This window comes from Brevibacterium sp. 1718 (assembly GCF_051131255.1).
Lineage (GTDB): Bacteria > Actinomycetota > Actinomycetes > Actinomycetales > Brevibacteriaceae > Brevibacterium > Brevibacterium sediminis.
The window spans coordinates 375,082-390,849 of sequence record NZ_CP186550.1 but is presented as its reverse complement, the minus strand read 5'-3'; the positions used below and the strand labels follow the sequence as shown (position 1 = coordinate 390,849).

Sequence of the window (15,768 nt, the reverse complement as noted above, 5' to 3'; positions counted from 1 at the left end):
GGTTCAGTCCTGACTCCCCTCGCCGAGGCGGTCGACGAGTCGGGCGATGATCCTGGCCCTGGTCGTCTCGGTGCGGGCGGTGAGGATCGGCAGCATGGCCGTGAACCTCTCCGCGCGGTTGAGGGTATCGAAGGCGGCCTGCGCGGCGGGCGCCTCGGCGAGGGCGTCACGCAGGTCATCGGGGACGGTGGCCTCCGACTGTCTGGGGTAGGCATTCTCCCAGCGGCCATCGTCCTGGGCCAGGCGCACCTCGGCGCGGCCACGATCCCGCAGACGACCGTCGACCTCGAGACTGCCGATGATCTCGACATTGCGCTTCGACCAGTTCGAGCGCGGACGTCGCGGGGTGAAGCGCTGGACGAACGTCGTCGCATCGAAGCTGCGGCGCTGACCGTCGATCCAGCCTCCGCACAGTGCTTCCTCGAGGGCGTCTTGGTAGCTCAGCGAGGTCGGTGTGGTGACGTTCTTCTTCGCCATGAGCAACCACACACCCTTTGACGAATCTTCGTTGGCGATCAGCCATTCGCGCCAGGCGTCGAGGTCGGCGAGGACCAGTGGTGACGTGGGCGAGTTCTCGACCAGGGGCTGGTCGTCGTTAGTCGTCACGGGGGTGCGCTGCGCCATCAACCGTCAGACAACGCGGCAGTATCGACGATCCACGGCACTCCGTACCGATCGAGGCACATGCCGAACCCTTCGGACCAGAACGTCGGCCCCAGAGGCATCTGAACCTCGCCTCCGTCAGACAGACCGGCGAACACCGTGCCGGCGGTCTCAAGGTCGGAGGCTGTGTAGGACAGAGCGATCCCCTGTCTCGGACCTCCATCGCCCGTGGTGTCATCCGATCCCATCAGCAGGGTGTCCCCGAATTTCAGCGCGGCATGCATGACGGTCTCGTCGGTCGAACCGGGCATTCGCTGATCTTCGGGAACGTCCTTCATCGGCATAATCGTCAGCTCGCCGCCGAAGATCTCCTGGTAGTGATTGAACGCTTCAGCGCATTGTCCGTCGCTGTAGAAGATATAGGCATCAATCGACATCGTGCGTCACCTCTCGGAGCTGTCATCGGTCGGAGAATCAGTGGTTCCACGTGCACAGTGCTCCTGCAAGGTTACGCGCGCGGGCACACGACATGTGCAGTCCGTCGATGCCTTGGGCGGACTGCGACCATCGAGCGTCGAAGCAGCAGCCCGCGCGCTTGGCGGCGGACAACCGAGCCGCCTAGCCCTCCGCATCAGGGATGACAGGAAGCTCCCCCGTCATCTCGTCCCGAGGAACCGCCTCGGCGCTGTCGGCCGAATTGTCCACGCTGTCGTCGGCCGGCATTCCGGTCAGCCGTTCGGGGCTGAGGATCTCACCGAGCTGATCTCGCTCGAGCAGACCGTGTTCGACGACGAGGTCCGAGATCGATTCGTTCCTCGCCAGAGCCTCCTTGGCCAACTTCGCAGCCGAGGCATAGCCGATGACCGGGGCGAGCGCGGTGATGACGGTGACGGAGCGGTCGACGATATCGTTCAGCCGGTCCTCGTTGGCAGTGATTCCGGTGACGCAGTTGACCCGGAATGTCTGGCAGGCCCGCTCGAGCCACGTGATCGACTGGAACAGCGAGTGGGCGACGATCGGCTCGAAGGCGTTGAGCTGCAGCTGTCCAGCCTCGACGGCCATGGACACGGTGACGTCGGCCCCGGCCACGGAGTACGCAACCTGGGAGACCGCCTCGGGGATGACCGGATTGACCTTGCCGGGCATGATCGACGACCCCGCCTGACGGGCGGGCAGGTTGATCTCGCCGAGGCCGGCCTGGGGCCCCGAGGACAGCAGGCGCAGGTCGTTGGCGATCTTCGACAACTTCAGAGCACTGCGCTTGAGCGCACCGGAGAAGGTGATGAAGACTCCGGTGTCGGAGGTGGATTCGACCAGGTCGCCGGCCGTGACGAGGTCGAGACCGGTGATCTTCCGCAGGTGTTCGATGACCGCTTCCTTGTAGCCGACCGGCGCGTTGATCGAGGTTCCGATCGCCGTGGCTCCCATGTTCACCTCGCCGAGGAGGGCGACTGCCTCTTCGAGCCGCTGAACGTCCTCACGCAGAGTCACCGCGAACGCGGTGAACTCCTGTCCGAGGGTCATCGGCACCGCATCCTGCAGCTGGGTGCGCCCGACCTTGACGATGTGGGCGAATTCCCGCCCCTTGGCCGCGAAGGCGTCGGCGAGCAGGGTGAGCTCACCGAGGAGGTTCTGCAGTGAGAACGCCAGTGCGATCTTGATGGCGGTCGGGTAGGTGTCGTTCGTCGACTGACTGTGGTTGGTGTGGTCGTTCGGGTTGAGGAAGGCGTAGTCTCCCTTGGGTCGACCGGCGATCTCGAGGGCGCGGTTGGTGATGACCTCGTTGGCGTTCATATTCGTCGAGGTGCCGGCTCCGCCCTGTACGACGCCGACGGTGAACTGATCGTGGAGCTTGCCGGCCTTGATCTCTTCACACGCGGAGTCGATGAGGTTCGCCCGCTGCTCGTCGAGCGCCCCGATCTCCGCATTCGCCCGGGCCGCGGCCTGTTTGACGCAGGCGAAGGCGCGGACGAAATCGGGGTAGACGTTGATCGGGCGGCGGGTGATCGGGAAGTTCTCGTTCGCCCGGGCAGTGTGCACGCCCCAATAGGCGGTGTCGGGGATCTCCATGCTGCCGATCGAGTCGGTCTCGGTGCGGGTGGGCACGGTCTGCGGGTTCTGCGAGGTCAGGGGAATCGAAGCGGTCTGCGGTGAGGATGAAGTCGACTCAGTCATAGTGTCTTCAGACTCTCACATTTCGCCTGTCGGCCGAAGAGCCGAGAGAACGAGGGCGGAACGAAGTGGTGCCTCGCGATCAGGGTCGTCACGACGCAGCCTCTGCGAAAGCATCGGTGGTCGATGGCGCATAGTCACGGTACATCCGCTGGATGCCGATCTGGTCGGCGAGGTACTTCGCGTCGTGCCAGACTCCCCAGATGAAGCTCGACCCGCGTCGGGACAGCCAAGGCAGCCCGAGGAAGTACATGCCAGGGACAGGGCTGACACCGCGCTTCTGCACTGGGTATCCGCTTTCGTCGAGGACGCCGTCGACGCTCAGCCAGGAGTAGTCGACGCCGAAGCCGGTCGCCCAGATCACGGTGCGGATCCCCGCTGCGGCAAGGTCGAGTTCGTGGATCGGGTCGCTGACGCTGTCTGGGTCCGGTCCGAGGATGTGCGCCTCGGGCTCGGGCGGCAGGTCAAGGCCGTTGCGTTCGATGTACTCATCGGCCTCACGCAGCAGCGACAGGTAGTTCTCGTCGCCGCGGGCGATGTTGCGCTGCAGGTCGTCACCGATGTGCAGGATGCCGTCGGCATAGGAGTTCGCTCGGCCGAGCAGGGTGATGCCCGAATTCGCGAGGTCACGGAAGTCGACGGTGTGCCCGCCCTGCGCTCCGCTGACGGCGATCGTGACATGCTCGGCTCCAGCCGGCGGTGTGGCCATGTCCCATCTGCCCAACACGCCGAGCCACCAGCAGAAATCGCGGCTGCGGTAGGCCCGCGGCGGACGGTCGTGGGGACCGACGGCGAGGTGGACCGGTCGACCCGACCGCTGGATCTCGGCGGCGATCTGCACGCCGGACGACCCGGCGCCGACGACGAGGACACCGCCGTCGGCGAGCTGTTCCGGGTTCTTGTAGTCGTTCGAGTGGATCTGCGTCAGTCCCGCCTCGGCGGGGATGATCTCGGGGATCCGCGGGGTCTGGAACGGGCCTGTGGCGGCGACGACGTAGTCGGCGTCGATGACTCCGGCGTCGGTGGTCACGCGGAATCCGCGGGATCCCGCGTTCTCCGTCACCGAGGTGGCGCTGACCCCGGTGCGCACCGGCAGGTCCTTGGCCTCGACGAGGGTCTGGAAGTATTCGGCGACCTGTCCCTTCGTGGCGAAGCCGTCGGGTTCGGTGTCCGCGAATTCCTGCGTGGGGAAGCGATCGTGCCAGGCGGGCCCGTTGGCGACGAGGGAGTCCCACCGGCGGGAGCGCCAGGCCTCGGCGACCCGGTCGCGTTCGAGGACGACATGGGCCACTCCCCGCTCGCTGAGATGCTCACTCATCGCGATACCGGCCTGGCCGCCGCCGATGACGACGACTTCGGTGGTTTCTGCGGCTGTGTTCGACATGGACACCCTTCCGTCGGTGCCGCGCTGCGGCGGCATGTGCTTCGTTGCTGGCGGGCACAACTTCGATGTTGCCCTGACGCCTTCCAGCAAACCGCAGGTGGAAGCGGCAATGCCAATAGTTCTTCACGGTCCACTGCATCTTATGAATAGATGCAAGACTTAGTCGTCGATCACTTGGGGGTATCTAATGGACACTCTCTCAGCCTGACTCGGGGGCCACCTCGGCGAGGATCTCGCGGACGACGTCGGCCACGGCAGCGGCCTTCGCCGTCTGCCCGGATCGAGCCAGGGTGGACACAGCCACATGCAGGGTGGGGACGGGATCGGAGATCTCGAGGATCGTCGTCCGCTCCCCCGTGTAGGTCTGTCGGATGCGCGGTCGCTGGTTGAGGATGGAGAACCCGAGGCCCATGGCGACCATCGAGCGCACGGTCTCGTAGCTCGAGCTCCGGTAACGCACATGCGGGGTGATGCCGGCCAGGCGCAGCATGTTGAGGAAGTACTCGCGGCTGTCGGGCAGGTCGAGGACGACGAAATCATCCTCGGCGAGCTCGCTCAGAGAGACCTTCTTCCGACGGGCGAGACGATGGTCGGTGCCGACGATGACGTGCGGCCGGGCCTCGCCGACGATCTCGGCGCGGATGCCGTCGGATTCGGTGAGGTCGTAGTTGAGCGCGAGTTCGACCCGACCGCTGCGCAGGGCATCGATGCTCTCCTCGTGGTCTCCCTCGACGACTTCGACGGTCAGGTCGGGGTGACGCTCGCCCAATCGCTGGAGCAGCTGCGGCAGCAGGAACGGTGCGATCGTTTGGAAGCAGGCGATGACGATGGTTCCGCGTACCTCACGCTGACCGGCCTGGATCGAGTCGACGGCGTCGGTGATCCGCCCGAAGATCTCCCGCGTCTCGTGGAGCAGGCTCTCGCCGGCCGAGGTGAGCACGAGGCCCTTCGAGTGCTGACGCACGAACAGCGGAGCCCCGAGGGCCTTCTCCAGCTGGTTGATCGCCGTCGACACAGCCGACTGGGCGATGTGCAGCTCCTGGCTGGCCTCGGTCATATTGAGCGTCTTCGCGCATTCGGCGAAGTAGGACAGCTGGGTGAGCGTGATCGCGAATCTCTGCACCATTGCGGCTCCCTGCGATGAAGAATCTGTTTTGTAGATGCTCTGACTAAATTATAACTATTTCACAGATGAATGGAATGTCTCGAGAATGGGTGGCAGACAACGACCGCTTCACTCAACGAGGAGACGCACCATGGCAGAGCCGACGCACACACGACTGAGGATGTTCAACACCAAGGACACCTATCCGGAGCAGAATCTCGACAACGATCTCTGCCAGGCCGTCGTCGCCGGCGGTGTCGTCTACCTGCGCGGACAGATCGGTCAGGACCTCGAGACCCGGGAATCCGTAGGCATCGGCGATGTCACCGCCCAGGCGGAGAAGGCGATGGCGAACATCGCGATGCTCCTCGAAGAAGCCGGCAGCAGCCTCGCCGACATCGTCAAGGTCACCGTCTACATCATCGATCCCCGTTACCGCGAGGACGTCTACCGGACCATGGGCAAGTGGCTCAAGGGCGTCTACCCAGTCTCGACGGGCATCGTCGTCCAGGCCCTGGCGCGCCCCGAGTGGCTCGTCGAGATCGACGCCACCGCCGTCATCAGCGAGAACTCCGCTGCGAACAACGGTACCGAGGCGGGACGGACCGAGGTGGCCCAGTGACCTTCTCGCTCCTCCTCCACGATCCCGAGACCGGAGAGTTCGGCTCCGCGATCTCCTCATCCTCGCCGGCCGTCGCCGCACGCTGCATCAGTCTGACCGACGGGGTCGGCGGGGTGAACTCCCAGAACATCACCGACCCGCGGCTCGGTCCGGCGATCATCTCTGAGATGGCTTCGGGCAAGAATGCGCAGTCGGCGCTCGACGCCGTCGTCGCCGCTGCCGATCCCACCGGGATCGACTTTCGGCAGCTGCTAGTCATCGACGCCGCCGGGAACACCGCCGCGCACTCGGGCGCGCAGGCGCTCGGCGTCTTCGGTGCCCGCACCGAGAACAACGCCGTGGCCGGAGGAAATATGCTCGCCGACCTGACAGTCCTCGACGCCTTCGTCGAGACCGCGCTGTCTGCAACCGGTCGTCTCGAAGAACGCCTCTTCGCAGCCTTCGAGGCAGCGATGGCCGCCGGCGGCGAAGCCGGACCCGTCCACTCCGCCGGCCTGTCCGTGGTCAACGGCTCCGGCTGGAGGGTCACCGATCTGCGCGTCGATTGGGCCGATGAGGATCCGATCGGGCAGCTCGGCCGCCTCCTCGAGATCTGGATGCCCCAGCGGGACGACTACATCACGCGCGGCCTCGATCCGGCCGCCTCTCCGTCCTACGGCGTGCCCGGTGACGATCGATGAACGACACGACCGTCGCAGTCAAGGACCGCATCGCCGCCAAGATCTCCGAGGTCGCGCCGCGGCTCATCGAACTGTCGAATTCCCTCCACGACGACCCCGAGCTCGGTTGGCAAGAGTTCCGCTCCTCGGCCGCCGTCGCCGGAGTCCTGGCCGAGCACGGGTTCACCGTCGAACGCCCCTACCTCGGACTCGAAACCGCGTTTCGCGCCACGTTCGGATCGGGCGAGTTCACTATCGGCTTCCTCGCCGAGTACGACGCCCTGCCCGGCCTCGGTCACGCCTGCGGCCACAACCTCATCGCCGCGATGAGCGTCGGTGGGGCGATCGGCCTCGCCGAGGCGGCCGGGGAACTCGGCATCACCGTCGAGGTCATCGGCACACCGGCCGAAGAGGGCGGAGGCGGCAAGATCGAACTGCTCGACCGCGGTGCCTTCACCGAACTCGACTTCGCGCTCATGGCCCATCCCGCACCCGTCGATGTCGCCGAGGCCGAACCATTCGCCGTCACCCACTGGCACGTCGAATATACCGGGCGAGCCGCCCATGCGGCCGCATACCCGGAACGCGGCATCAATGCCAACGACGCGTTCCTCATCGCCCAGGTGGCCCTCGGTCTGCTCCGCCAGCAGCTGCCGAAGACCGTACGGGTCCACGGGGTGATGACGAACGGCGGTGAGGCGCCGAACGCCATCCCGTCCAAGACCGAGGGCCGCTGGTACGTGCGCGCCGAGACGACGGAGGAGCTGCTCGCCCTCGAGCAGAAGGTCATCAACTGCTTCGAGGCCGGGGCCCTGGCCACTGGGGCACAACTGACCATCACTCCGGAGAGCCGCCGCTACTCGGAGATGCGCACCGATGAGGTCGCGCTCGAAGCCTACCGGGCCAATGCGCTCGCACTCGGCCGGAACTTCGACGTCGACCCCGTCGCAGCGACGATGAACCGCGCGTCGACGGATATGGGCAACGTCTCCCAGATCGTCGACGCCATCCACCCCTACATCGGGGTCGGCGGCGAGGCGAGCAACCATCAGGCGGCGTTCGCCGAGTCCTGCGTCGGCGAGAAGGCCGAGAGCACACTCATCGACGGCGCAATCGCGTTGGCCTGGACCGCCGCGGATGTGAGCGTCCAGCGCGGCTGACGGAAGGCCGCACCGCCAGCACAGCGCTGGCAACCACGATTCCAAAGGAGGATTCGGACATGTCAGGTGACACACAGGCTGCCGAGGGGCTGGCCTATCAGAAAGGTCTGCGCAAGAGCGTAGTCGCCGGCTCCATCGGCGTCCTCGTCCACTGGTTCGACTGGGCCGTCTATGCCTATATGGCCACGACGATCGCAGCGATCTTCTTCCCCGAGGAGGACAGCACGGCAGGTTTGCTCGCCACCTTCGCGGTCTTCGCGGTCTCCTTCCTCGTCCGGCCGATCGGCGCGGTCATCTTCGGCCGCCTCGGCGATAAACTCGGACGCAAGCACACCCTGTCGCTGGTCATCCTCGCCATGGCACTGTCGACGCTCGCGCTCGGAGTGCTGCCGACCTACGGAACCATCGGCATGCTCGCTCCGATCCTCCTCATCGTCACCCGCATCGTGCAGGGGCTGGCCGCCGGTGGCGAATTCGGCAGCGCGGCGGCCTTCCTCGGCGAGTTCTCACCGCCGAAGCGCCGAGGCTTCGGCTGCAGCTGGCTCGAGGTGGGCTCCTTGGCCGGATTCCTCTTGGCCTCCTTCGTCGTCTTCCTCCTCAACCAGGCGCTGACGCCCGACCAGGTGAGCGCCTGGGGCTGGAGGATCCCGTTCCTCATCACCGTGCCCTTGGGCTTCATCGGCCTCTACATCCGTCGGAAGATCGAGGACACCCCGGAGTTCTCTGCCCTGCAGAAGATGGAGACCGTCGCCGAGGCACCCCTGCGTGAGGTGTTCAAACGCAATCCCAAACAGTTCCTCCAGACCTGTGGGATGGAGACGTTCATGAACGTCACCTTCTACGTCGTCCTCGTCTACCTACTCACCTATCAGGAGACCGCGGTCGGCATCGACCCCGGACGGGCAGCGCTGCTGTCGACCCTGGCCTCGGCACTCGGCCTCGTCATCGTCCCGCTGGCGGGCCTCGCCTCGGACAGGTTCGGACGCAAGCCTGTGCTCATGATCGCGGCGATCGCACTCACGGTGCTCTCGGTTCCGCTGTTCCTCCTCATGGGCGCCGACTACCCGTGGGCGTCGTTCGTCTCGACCTTCGGCCTGGCGTTCATCCTCGCGATCATCCTCGGCACCCACGCCGCCACCGTCGTCGAGCTCTTCCCGACCCGGACGAGGCAGACGGGACTGTCCATCGCCTATGCGCTGACCGCCGCACTCTTCGCCGGCACTGCGCCGTACATCCTCACCTGGCTCATCGACACCACCGGCAGCACGCTCAGCCCCGGCTGGTTCCTCGCCGTGGTCGGCGTCATCGGCATCGTCACCGTCGCCTCGCTGCCGGAGACCCGCGGCATCAACCTGCTGCACTCCGATGACATCGAGGAGGCACCGGCCTCCCCCGTCGCCGAAGCGGCAACGCCCGTCGAGTGCCCCAGCCCCTCGCCCGTCGAACCCTCCAGCGACCGCTGATCGCAGTCACTGCCCACTCGCTTTCCGCACCACTTTCGAAGGAGACCTTCCATGACCGCGACTCTGACCGACACCACGACCCGACCGGCGACCCTGGCCGAATGGCAGGCCGCAGCAGCGGCTCTGACCATCGACGGACGCCCAGTCATCAACGGGCAACGGGTCGATGCACGCTCGGGGCAGACTCATCCGAAGACGAACCCCGCCACCGGTGAGGTGATCTCGCAGCTCCACCTCGGTGACGGATCCGATGTCGATGCGGCGGTGGCGAGCGCCCGCGCCGCGTTCGATGGCGGCGAGTGGTCGCGCGCCTCGGCGACGCATCGACGCGAGGTGCTACTGCGCCTGGCCGAGCTCATCGAAGCGCGGTCGGACGAATTCGCCCTCCTCGACACACTCGACATGGGCAAGCCGATCGGTGAGTCCTCGACGATCGACGCCCCGGGGGCCGCGGCCCTGTTCCGCTTCTACGGTGAGGCCATCGAGAAACTCAGTGACGAGATCCCCGTGACCCCGGCCGGGTCGACGGCGCTCGTCACCCGTGAACCGCTGGGCGTCATCGGGGTCATCGTGCCGTGGAACTATCCGCTGGAGATCGCGACGTGGAAGATCGCTCCGGCACTGGCGGCCGGCAATGCCCTCGTCGTTAAGCCTCCGGTCGAGGCCTCGCATTCGGTCCTGCTGCTGGCCGAGATCGCTGCCGAGGCGGGGCTGCCCGCGGGCATCCTCAACGTCGTGCCCGGTCGCGGGTCTGTCGTCGGAACCGCGCTCGGTCGGCACATGGAGGTCGACATGCTCGGCTTCACCGGGTCCACCGAGGTCGCCAAACAACTCCAGGTCTACGCCGGTGAGTCCAATATGAAGCGTTTGGCGCTCGAGGCCGGAGGCAAGAGCGCCAATGTCATCTTCGCCGATACCGACGACTTGTCAGCTGCGGCCCAAAAGGCTGCGTTCGGCATCTTCTACAACCAGGGCGAGGTCTGCTCGGCCACCTCGCGGATCTTCGTCGAACGCCCCGTCTACGAGGAGTTCGTCCATCTGCTCGAGGACGCAGCCGAGAACTTCCAGCCCGGGGATCCGCTCGACCCCGACTCCGCGATCGGCTGCCTCGTATCCGAGAAGCACGCCGACGAGGTGTGGGAATGCATCGAGCGGGCCCGCGCGGACGGCACCATCGTCCAGGGCGGCAATCGCCCGGCGATCAACGGCCGCCGCACCTTCGTCGAGCCGACGATCGTCACCGACCTGCCGGCCGATCACCGTCTGCACAGCCACGAGATCTTCGGCCCCGTCGCCCTCGTCACCCCTTTCGACACCGAGGAGGAGGCGATCTCGAAAGCCAACGAAACGCCCTACGGTCTGGCAGCAGCACTGTGGACGGGAAGCATGGCCCGAGCCCATCGAGTCTCCGCGCGCCTGGTGGCCGGCACCGTCTCGGTCAACACCGTCGACGCACTGGGCTTCACCACACCCTTCGGCGGCTTCAAACAGTCCGGCTTCGGCCGCGACCTCTCCGTCCACGCCCTGGAGAACTACTCGGACTTCAAGACCACCTGGCTGCAGTGGGGGTGAAGCACCCTCGCTTCCGCAAGCCCCACCGACACTGAAGCCCATTCTCGGCGCGGTGAACCGGCAACCACTCCTGTTCGGATGGACGCCGGTTCACCGCGCCATTGTCGTCTCGACCAGCCTGCACCCGGTCAGCACCTCGGCGTTGGCGGCGATGAGCCGAAAGATGTCGTCGGCGTCGAGCGGGGTTCCGCCCATGAAGTGCAGTCCGTAGGCGTCTTCGAGGGCGACGAGGTTGCTCGCCGCCGTCCCCACGGGCAGTGTCATCGTGAAATCGCCCTCCTCGACGCCCTCGTTGAGGACCGCGGCATAGAGCGAGACCTCGAGTCGGTAGAGCTCGGCCATGAGACCGGCATGGAAAGTATCCCTGTGCGCGTGGGTATGCAGCTCATTGAGCACTTGGAAGTCGACGTCGTCGCGAGAGCGCGGGATGCCGCTGCGGATGATCCTGGCCAGCTTGGCCTCCGGAGTCTCACCTGCGATCCCCTGCTCGCGCCGGTTCCAGTAGAACCGTGACACCGCGTCTTCGTGCACCTCACGCACGAGGTCTCCGAGGTCGGGATAGTAGTACGCCACCGAACCGGCACCCAGCTCTGAGTGCGCGGCAACGTCGATGGTTCGCAGCCCGTTGAGTCCGCGCTGCGCGATCGCCTGCTTCGCCGCCTGCACCAGCTGTGCACGGCGTCCCGCCTGATTCTTCGGTCGTGCCATGGCCCCATTATCTCCTGAAGTGATGCAGGCAAACGCGGATCGGTATGGCCGTACCTCTGTCAATCGGCGACCGCCCGTGCAATTCTTTACGGTGTAACTCAAAGAACTCTATCGGACGCCCACTCACAAGGAGGTGGATGGTGTCTTCCCTTGAACGCACGACCGCATACGCGGACGAACAGAAGCAGCATCTGAAGAAGACGCTCGGCCGATTCGACATCGTGCTCATCGTCATGTCGGCGGTATTGAGCATTGAAGTCCTCGCCGAGACCGCAGGATTCGGCGCGGAGACCTTCACCTGGACACTCGTCCTCGCGATCTTCTTCCTCGTGCCCTACGCGCTCGTCTTCGCCGAGACCGGCAGCACCTTCGTTGGTGAAGGCGGAGCCTATATCTGGGTCCGCCAGGCCTTCGGTCGGCCCGCAGGTGCGATCGCCTCGATACTGAGCTGGGTCACTCAGCCCGTGTGGGTCGGCGGTTCGATGGCGTTCCTCGCCACCGGCACCTGGAACCAGTTCATCAGCCCGCTCGAGGCCGGGTCGATCGGCGACTGGATCTTCAAGATCGTCTTCATCTGGATCACGGTAATCGCGGCGATTCTGTCGTTGGCGAAGGCGAAGTGGCTGCCCACGCTCGGCGGCGTGCTTAAGGTCATCTTCATCGCGTTCTTCCTCTTCACCACGATCATCTACGCCGTCCAACACGGCGTTCAGCCGCTCCACCTCTCGGACTTCAGCCCCAGCCTCGGCGGTTTCCTCGGGCTAGTGCCGCTGCTGCTCTTCTCCTACCTCGGGTTCGAGGCATCGAACAGCGCCTCGGACGAAATGAAGAACCCGAAGAAGGACATCCCCGTCGCGATCGCACGTTCTGGATTCATCTCCGCGCTCTGCTATCTCCTGCCGGTCCTCGCCATGCTGCTCGTGTTGCCGACCGAGACGATCACCGGCATCGGCGGACTCCTCGATGCCGTGCAGACGGTGTTCACCGTCTACGGCCCCGCTGCCGAGGTCATGGTCGTGCTCGCGGCGCTGATGTTCGTCATCATCCTCGCCTCACAAGGCGCGGCCTGGATGATCATGAGCGATCGGATGCAGGCACTGACCGCGGCCGACGGAGCATTCTTCGGAGGCTTCTTCGGCAAGATCTCCCGCACACTGGGCACACCGGTCAACGTCAACCTGCTCTCGGGCACCGTCGCCACGGTCTTCCTCATCGCGGCCATGCAGCTCAGCGGTGATGCCGGTGCACTGTTCGGGGTCGTCCTCTCGATCTCCATCTCGACGTTCCTGCTCAGCTACTTGCTCATCATCCCCGCGGCCATCAAGTTGCGCTGGAAGCACCCCGGCATCGAACGCCCCTTCCGCGTGCCCGTCGGCAATGTCGGGTTCACCATCCTCGGCGGCATCGCCTTCCTCTGGATCCTGCTCGGCTCCTGGGTCGCGATCTTCCCCGGCACACTCGATCGGCTCTTCGGACAGGAATACAACTTCCTCGACGAATGGGGCGTCGCTCAGGGACCGTTCACGGCCCTCACTCTCGGCACCCTCGGCGCCCTCGCCGCGCTGGCCCTGATCGGATACGTCCGCGGGCACCGGGTCCGCGTCTTCCGCCCCACACCCGCCGATCCTCAGGATCTGCTCGACGACCTCGACCCCGCTCTCGACAGCAAACTCGATACACAGAAAGGCATGTGAAGACCATGACTGCACCGACAACGACCACCGTCGGCACTTCGACTGCACATCCCCTCGACCGCCTGACCGGTGAGGAGATCGAGCTCAACCGGGCCATCATCGTCGATGCCGGCCACGTGAGCGAACAGACGCTGTTCGCTCTCGTCAGCCTCGTCGAACCGGATAAGCGCGAGGTCATCGCAGGTGCCACCGACCTCGACCGCCGCGTGCGCTCGCTCATCATCGATCGCGACACCGGGGAGCAGGCGGAGCTCCTCGTCTCGCTGACCGAGCGCAAGGTCCTCTTCGCCCGTGTGCTCGATGTCGCGGCCGAGGGTCAGGCTCCGATCACGATGACCGAGTACGAAGAAGCCGAGCAGATGATCCGCAACGATGCGACGTGGCGGGCGGCTGTCGAGGCTCGCGGCATCACCGATGTCGAGACCGTGCGCATCTGCGCGCTCTCCGCCGGATGCTTCGACATTCCCGGAGAGGCCGGCCGCCGCCTCGTGCGCGGTTCGTCCTTCATTCAGTCAGACCCGCAGGACAACGCGTGGGCGCATCCGCTCGAGGGGCTCGTCGCCTACCTCGATCTCAACACCGGCGAGGTGGTCGAGGTCGTCGATACCGACGTCGTGCCCGTGCCCCAGGAGCGCTTCGACTATCATCTCGATTCTTGGCTGCCCGAGCCGCGGACGACGCAGAAGCCGATCGAGATCACCCAGCCCGAGGGCGCGAGCTTCACCCTGAACGGGGATGTCCTCGATTGGGAGAAGTGGCAGGTGCGACTCGGCTTCGATCCGGTCGAGGGCCTGGTGCTCCATCAGATCAGCTTCGATGACGAGGGCGAGCGCCGCCCCATCGTCTACCGCGCCTCGGTGGCGGAGATGGTCGTGCCCTACGGCGACCCCAGCCCGGTGCGCTTCTGGCAGAACTACTTCGACGCCGGCGAGTACTCGATGGGCAAGAACACGAACTCACTCGAACTGGGCTGCGACTGCCTCGGCGAGATCCACTACTCCGATGCGGTGCTCGCCGATGATCAGGGGCATGCGCACACGATCACGAACGCCATCTGCATCCACGAAGAGGATGCAGGCATTCTGTTCAAGCACACCGATGAGTTCACCGGCGCCGTCGATGTGCGCCGCAACCGCCGCCTCGTCATCTCCTTCTTCATCACCGTCGGCAACTACGACTACGGCTTCTACTGGTACCTCTACCTCGACGGCACGATCGAGCTCGAGTGCAAGGCCACCGGCATCGTCTACACGGCCGCGTACGGCGACGAGGAGCAGCGGCAGCGCTGGTCTTCACCGCTCGGCGATGAGGGACTGGGCATGCCCTTCCATCAGCACATGTTCTGCGCCCGCCTCGACATGCAGGTCGACGGCAGCGCCAACGCCGTCGATGAGCAGGAAGCTGTCCGCGTGCCCTTCGGCGACGACAATCCCTACGGCAACGCTTTCACCCGCAAGCTCACTCGGCTCACCGCCGAGGGTGGTCGGACTGCCAATGGGGAGACCGGCCGTGTCTGGCACATCGTCAATCCGGAGAAGAACAACCGGCATGGGTTCCCCGTGGGCTATGAGCTGCGCGTGCCCGATGAGCCGACGATGATGGCGGCCGAGGGGTCGTCGATCTCGAAGCGGGCCGGTTTCGGGTCGAAGCACATGTGGCTGACGCACTTCGATGCGGATGAACGGTTCCCCTCAGGTACGTATCCGAATCAGAACCCGGGTGCCGGCACCATTACGCAGTGGGTCGAGCAGCAGCGTCCGGTCGATGGTGACGACATCGTCGTGTGGGCCTCGTTTGCGATGACGCACTTCCCCCGTCCCGAGGACTGGCCGATCATGCCCGTCGACAAGCTCGGGTTCACAATGAAGCCCTATGGCTTCTTCGACAGGAATCCCGCACTCGATGTGCCGCGCCCGAAGTCGGGACACTGCGGCACGGAGACCGGGCGCTCCTGCGAGTGCGACTGAGGGGTATCCACGATGAGCAGCATGGCATCGTTCCTCATGGTCGCCTCGGGGATCCTGTGCCTGACCGGCGCTCTCGCGTCGAAGGGACGACCGGCGATCGTCGCCGCGGTCGTGATGGTTCTTGCCATGATCGACTTGGCCTACACCGCCATCGTCCCGACAGTCGTTTGGTCGGGGGCGCTGCTCCTCGCCGGGATCTGCTTGGCAGTGTTCCTGCGATCGTCGTCCAGGGTTCCCTCGCCGAGGCGGTCCCCCGCTCTCGTCACGAGTGGCCCGGGCGGCGCGTCGGTGTCCAGGGACGAGGGTAAGGTTCGGTCGCCGATTGCACCCGACAGGCATAGTTCTCAGGGATCTCACCAGGGACCGACGGCTGCTGTCCTCTCCGCCATCACCTATCCGGTCATGGCATGGCAGGTCCTCAACCATGGGGCGCACATGAGCGGTTCGGCGCATGCCGGCGGCCATGCAGCTGGCGGCCACGGGCATCATGCCGGTGACATTTCGCTCATCAGCACGTTCCTGACGGTGGGCGTCGTCGTCCTCGCTGTGCTCTTGGTGATCTGTGCCGTCCACGACATCGCCCGCAGGCGCCCTCTGGTTTCACTCGACTGTTGGGGAATGGCCGCGATGATCGTGGTGATGCAGTTCCTTCACTGACC

At 65.4% G+C, this 15,768-nt stretch carries 14 protein-coding genes; 8 read left to right on the top strand and 6 right to left on the bottom strand.

All coding sequences use genetic code 11. The features are described 5' to 3' along the window. Window positions 1-3 precede the first annotated feature (3 nt). The 5 genes from ACOZ9V_RS01740 to ACOZ9V_RS01720 all read right to left on the bottom strand — a co-directional run bounded on the left by ACOZ9V_RS01740 (window position 4) and on the right by ACOZ9V_RS01720 (window position 5,285). Window positions 4-606 (bottom strand): YdeI/OmpD-associated family protein, encoded by a 603-nt coding sequence (locus ACOZ9V_RS01740; protein WP_229664056.1) that lies wholly within the window; start codon window positions 604-606, stop codon window positions 4-6. Between the two features lie 17 nt (window positions 607-623). After that, window positions 624-1,040, bottom strand: a complete 417-nt coding sequence (locus tag ACOZ9V_RS01735) for a VOC family protein (RefSeq protein ID WP_181271367.1) — start codon at window positions 1,038-1,040, stop codon at window positions 624-626. Between the two features lie 181 nt (window positions 1,041-1,221). Next, a complete protein-coding gene (locus tag ACOZ9V_RS01730) occupies window positions 1,222-2,778 on the bottom strand; it encodes an aspartate ammonia-lyase (protein ID WP_434593057.1) in 1,557 nt (518 codons plus the stop codon). Between the two features lie 88 nt (window positions 2,779-2,866). Beyond that, window positions 2,867-4,159 carry a flavin-containing monooxygenase gene (locus ACOZ9V_RS01725; protein WP_181271369.1) on the bottom strand — a complete coding sequence of 431 codons (1,293 nt, stop codon included), beginning with the start codon at window positions 4,157-4,159 and terminating at the stop codon, window positions 2,867-2,869. A 199-nt stretch (window positions 4,160-4,358) separates the two neighbouring features. Beyond that, entirely contained in the window at window positions 4,359-5,285 is a 927-nt protein-coding gene (locus tag ACOZ9V_RS01720) for a LysR substrate-binding domain-containing protein (RefSeq protein ID WP_181271370.1), read from the bottom strand. 130 nt (window positions 5,286-5,415) lie between these two features. Here ACOZ9V_RS01720 and ACOZ9V_RS01715 point away from each other — a divergent pair, with 130 nt between their 5' ends. Genes ACOZ9V_RS01715 through ACOZ9V_RS01695 form a run of 5 tightly spaced genes read left to right on the top strand, consistent with a single transcriptional unit; the run spans window position 5,416 to window position 10,740 of the window. Further along, a complete protein-coding gene (locus ACOZ9V_RS01715; RefSeq protein WP_172172623.1) occupies window positions 5,416-5,886 on the top strand; it encodes a RidA family protein in 471 nt (156 codons plus the stop codon). Continuing rightward, window positions 5,883-6,566, top strand: a complete 684-nt coding sequence (locus ACOZ9V_RS01710) for a DUF1028 domain-containing protein (RefSeq protein WP_181271371.1) — start codon at window positions 5,883-5,885, stop codon at window positions 6,564-6,566. Before ACOZ9V_RS01715 ends, ACOZ9V_RS01710 begins: the two co-directional genes overlap by 4 nt. Continuing rightward, window positions 6,563-7,705, top strand: a complete 1,143-nt coding sequence (locus ACOZ9V_RS01705; RefSeq protein ID WP_181271372.1) for a M20 family metallopeptidase — start codon at window positions 6,563-6,565, stop codon at window positions 7,703-7,705. Before ACOZ9V_RS01710 ends, ACOZ9V_RS01705 begins: the two co-directional genes overlap by 4 nt. A 59-nt stretch (window positions 7,706-7,764) precedes the next feature. Next, window positions 7,765-9,168, top strand: coding sequence for an MFS transporter (locus ACOZ9V_RS01700; RefSeq protein ID WP_181271373.1), 1,404 nt, complete (start codon window positions 7,765-7,767; stop codon window positions 9,166-9,168). A gap of 51 nt (window positions 9,169-9,219) precedes the next feature. Further along, window positions 9,220-10,740 (top strand): aldehyde dehydrogenase family protein, encoded by a 1,521-nt coding sequence (locus ACOZ9V_RS01695; RefSeq protein ID WP_434593050.1) that lies wholly within the window; start codon window positions 9,220-9,222, stop codon window positions 10,738-10,740. 90 nt (window positions 10,741-10,830) lie between these two features. On the opposite strand, the gene ACOZ9V_RS01690 is transcribed toward ACOZ9V_RS01695, so the two are convergent. Continuing rightward, the gene (locus ACOZ9V_RS01690; RefSeq protein ID WP_181271375.1) at window positions 10,831-11,448 is read right to left on the bottom strand and encodes a TetR/AcrR family transcriptional regulator; all 618 of its coding nucleotides are present in this window, start codon (window positions 11,446-11,448) and stop codon (window positions 10,831-10,833) included. A gap of 137 nt (window positions 11,449-11,585) precedes the next feature. On the opposite strand from ACOZ9V_RS01690, the gene ACOZ9V_RS01685 reads away from it, so the two are divergent. From ACOZ9V_RS01685 to ACOZ9V_RS01675, 3 genes are read left to right on the top strand one after another with little or no spacing between them, the layout of a single operon-like run. After that, window positions 11,586-13,142 carry an APC family permease gene (locus ACOZ9V_RS01685; RefSeq protein ID WP_181271376.1) on the top strand — a complete coding sequence of 519 codons (1,557 nt, stop codon included), beginning with the start codon at window positions 11,586-11,588 and terminating at the stop codon, window positions 13,140-13,142. A 5-nt stretch (window positions 13,143-13,147) separates the two neighbouring features. Then, window positions 13,148-15,109, top strand: a complete 1,962-nt coding sequence (locus ACOZ9V_RS01680) for a primary-amine oxidase (RefSeq protein WP_181271377.1) — start codon at window positions 13,148-13,150, stop codon at window positions 15,107-15,109. A 12-nt stretch (window positions 15,110-15,121) separates the two neighbouring features. Then, on the top strand, window positions 15,122-15,766 hold the full coding sequence (locus tag ACOZ9V_RS01675) for a hypothetical protein (protein WP_181271378.1): 645 nt from the start codon (window positions 15,122-15,124) through the stop codon (window positions 15,764-15,766). Window positions 15,767-15,768 lie beyond the last annotated feature (2 nt).

Bases quoted from the DNA above. Each gene is read 5' to 3' on its own strand.
- ACOZ9V_RS01735 (WP_181271367.1), bottom strand. From the start codon at position 1,040: ATGTCGATTGATGCCTATATCTTCTACAGCGACGGACAATGCGCTGAA.
- ACOZ9V_RS01730 (WP_434593057.1), bottom strand. From the start codon at position 2,778: ATGACTGAGTCGACTTCATCCTCACCGCAGACCGCTTCGATTCCCCTG.
- ACOZ9V_RS01725 (WP_181271369.1), bottom strand. From the start codon at position 4,159: ATGTCGAACACAGCCGCAGAAACCACCGAAGTCGTCGTCATCGGCGGC.
- ACOZ9V_RS01720 (WP_181271370.1), bottom strand. From the start codon at position 5,285: ATGGTGCAGAGATTCGCGATCACGCTCACCCAGCTGTCCTACTTCGCC.
- ACOZ9V_RS01715 (WP_172172623.1), top strand. From the start codon at position 5,416: ATGGCAGAGCCGACGCACACACGACTGAGGATGTTCAACACCAAGGAC.
- ACOZ9V_RS01705 (WP_181271372.1), top strand. From the start codon at position 6,563: ATGAACGACACGACCGTCGCAGTCAAGGACCGCATCGCCGCCAAGATC.
- ACOZ9V_RS01700 (WP_181271373.1), top strand. From the start codon at position 7,765: ATGTCAGGTGACACACAGGCTGCCGAGGGGCTGGCCTATCAGAAAGGT.
- ACOZ9V_RS01695 (WP_434593050.1), top strand. From the start codon at position 9,220: ATGACCGCGACTCTGACCGACACCACGACCCGACCGGCGACCCTGGCC.
- ACOZ9V_RS01690 (WP_181271375.1), bottom strand. From the start codon at position 11,448: ATGGCACGACCGAAGAATCAGGCGGGACGCCGTGCACAGCTGGTGCAG.
- ACOZ9V_RS01685 (WP_181271376.1), top strand. From the start codon at position 11,586: ATGGTGTCTTCCCTTGAACGCACGACCGCATACGCGGACGAACAGAAG.
- ACOZ9V_RS01680 (WP_181271377.1), top strand. From the start codon at position 13,148: ATGACTGCACCGACAACGACCACCGTCGGCACTTCGACTGCACATCCC.
- ACOZ9V_RS01675 (WP_181271378.1), top strand. From the start codon at position 15,122: ATGAGCAGCATGGCATCGTTCCTCATGGTCGCCTCGGGGATCCTGTGC.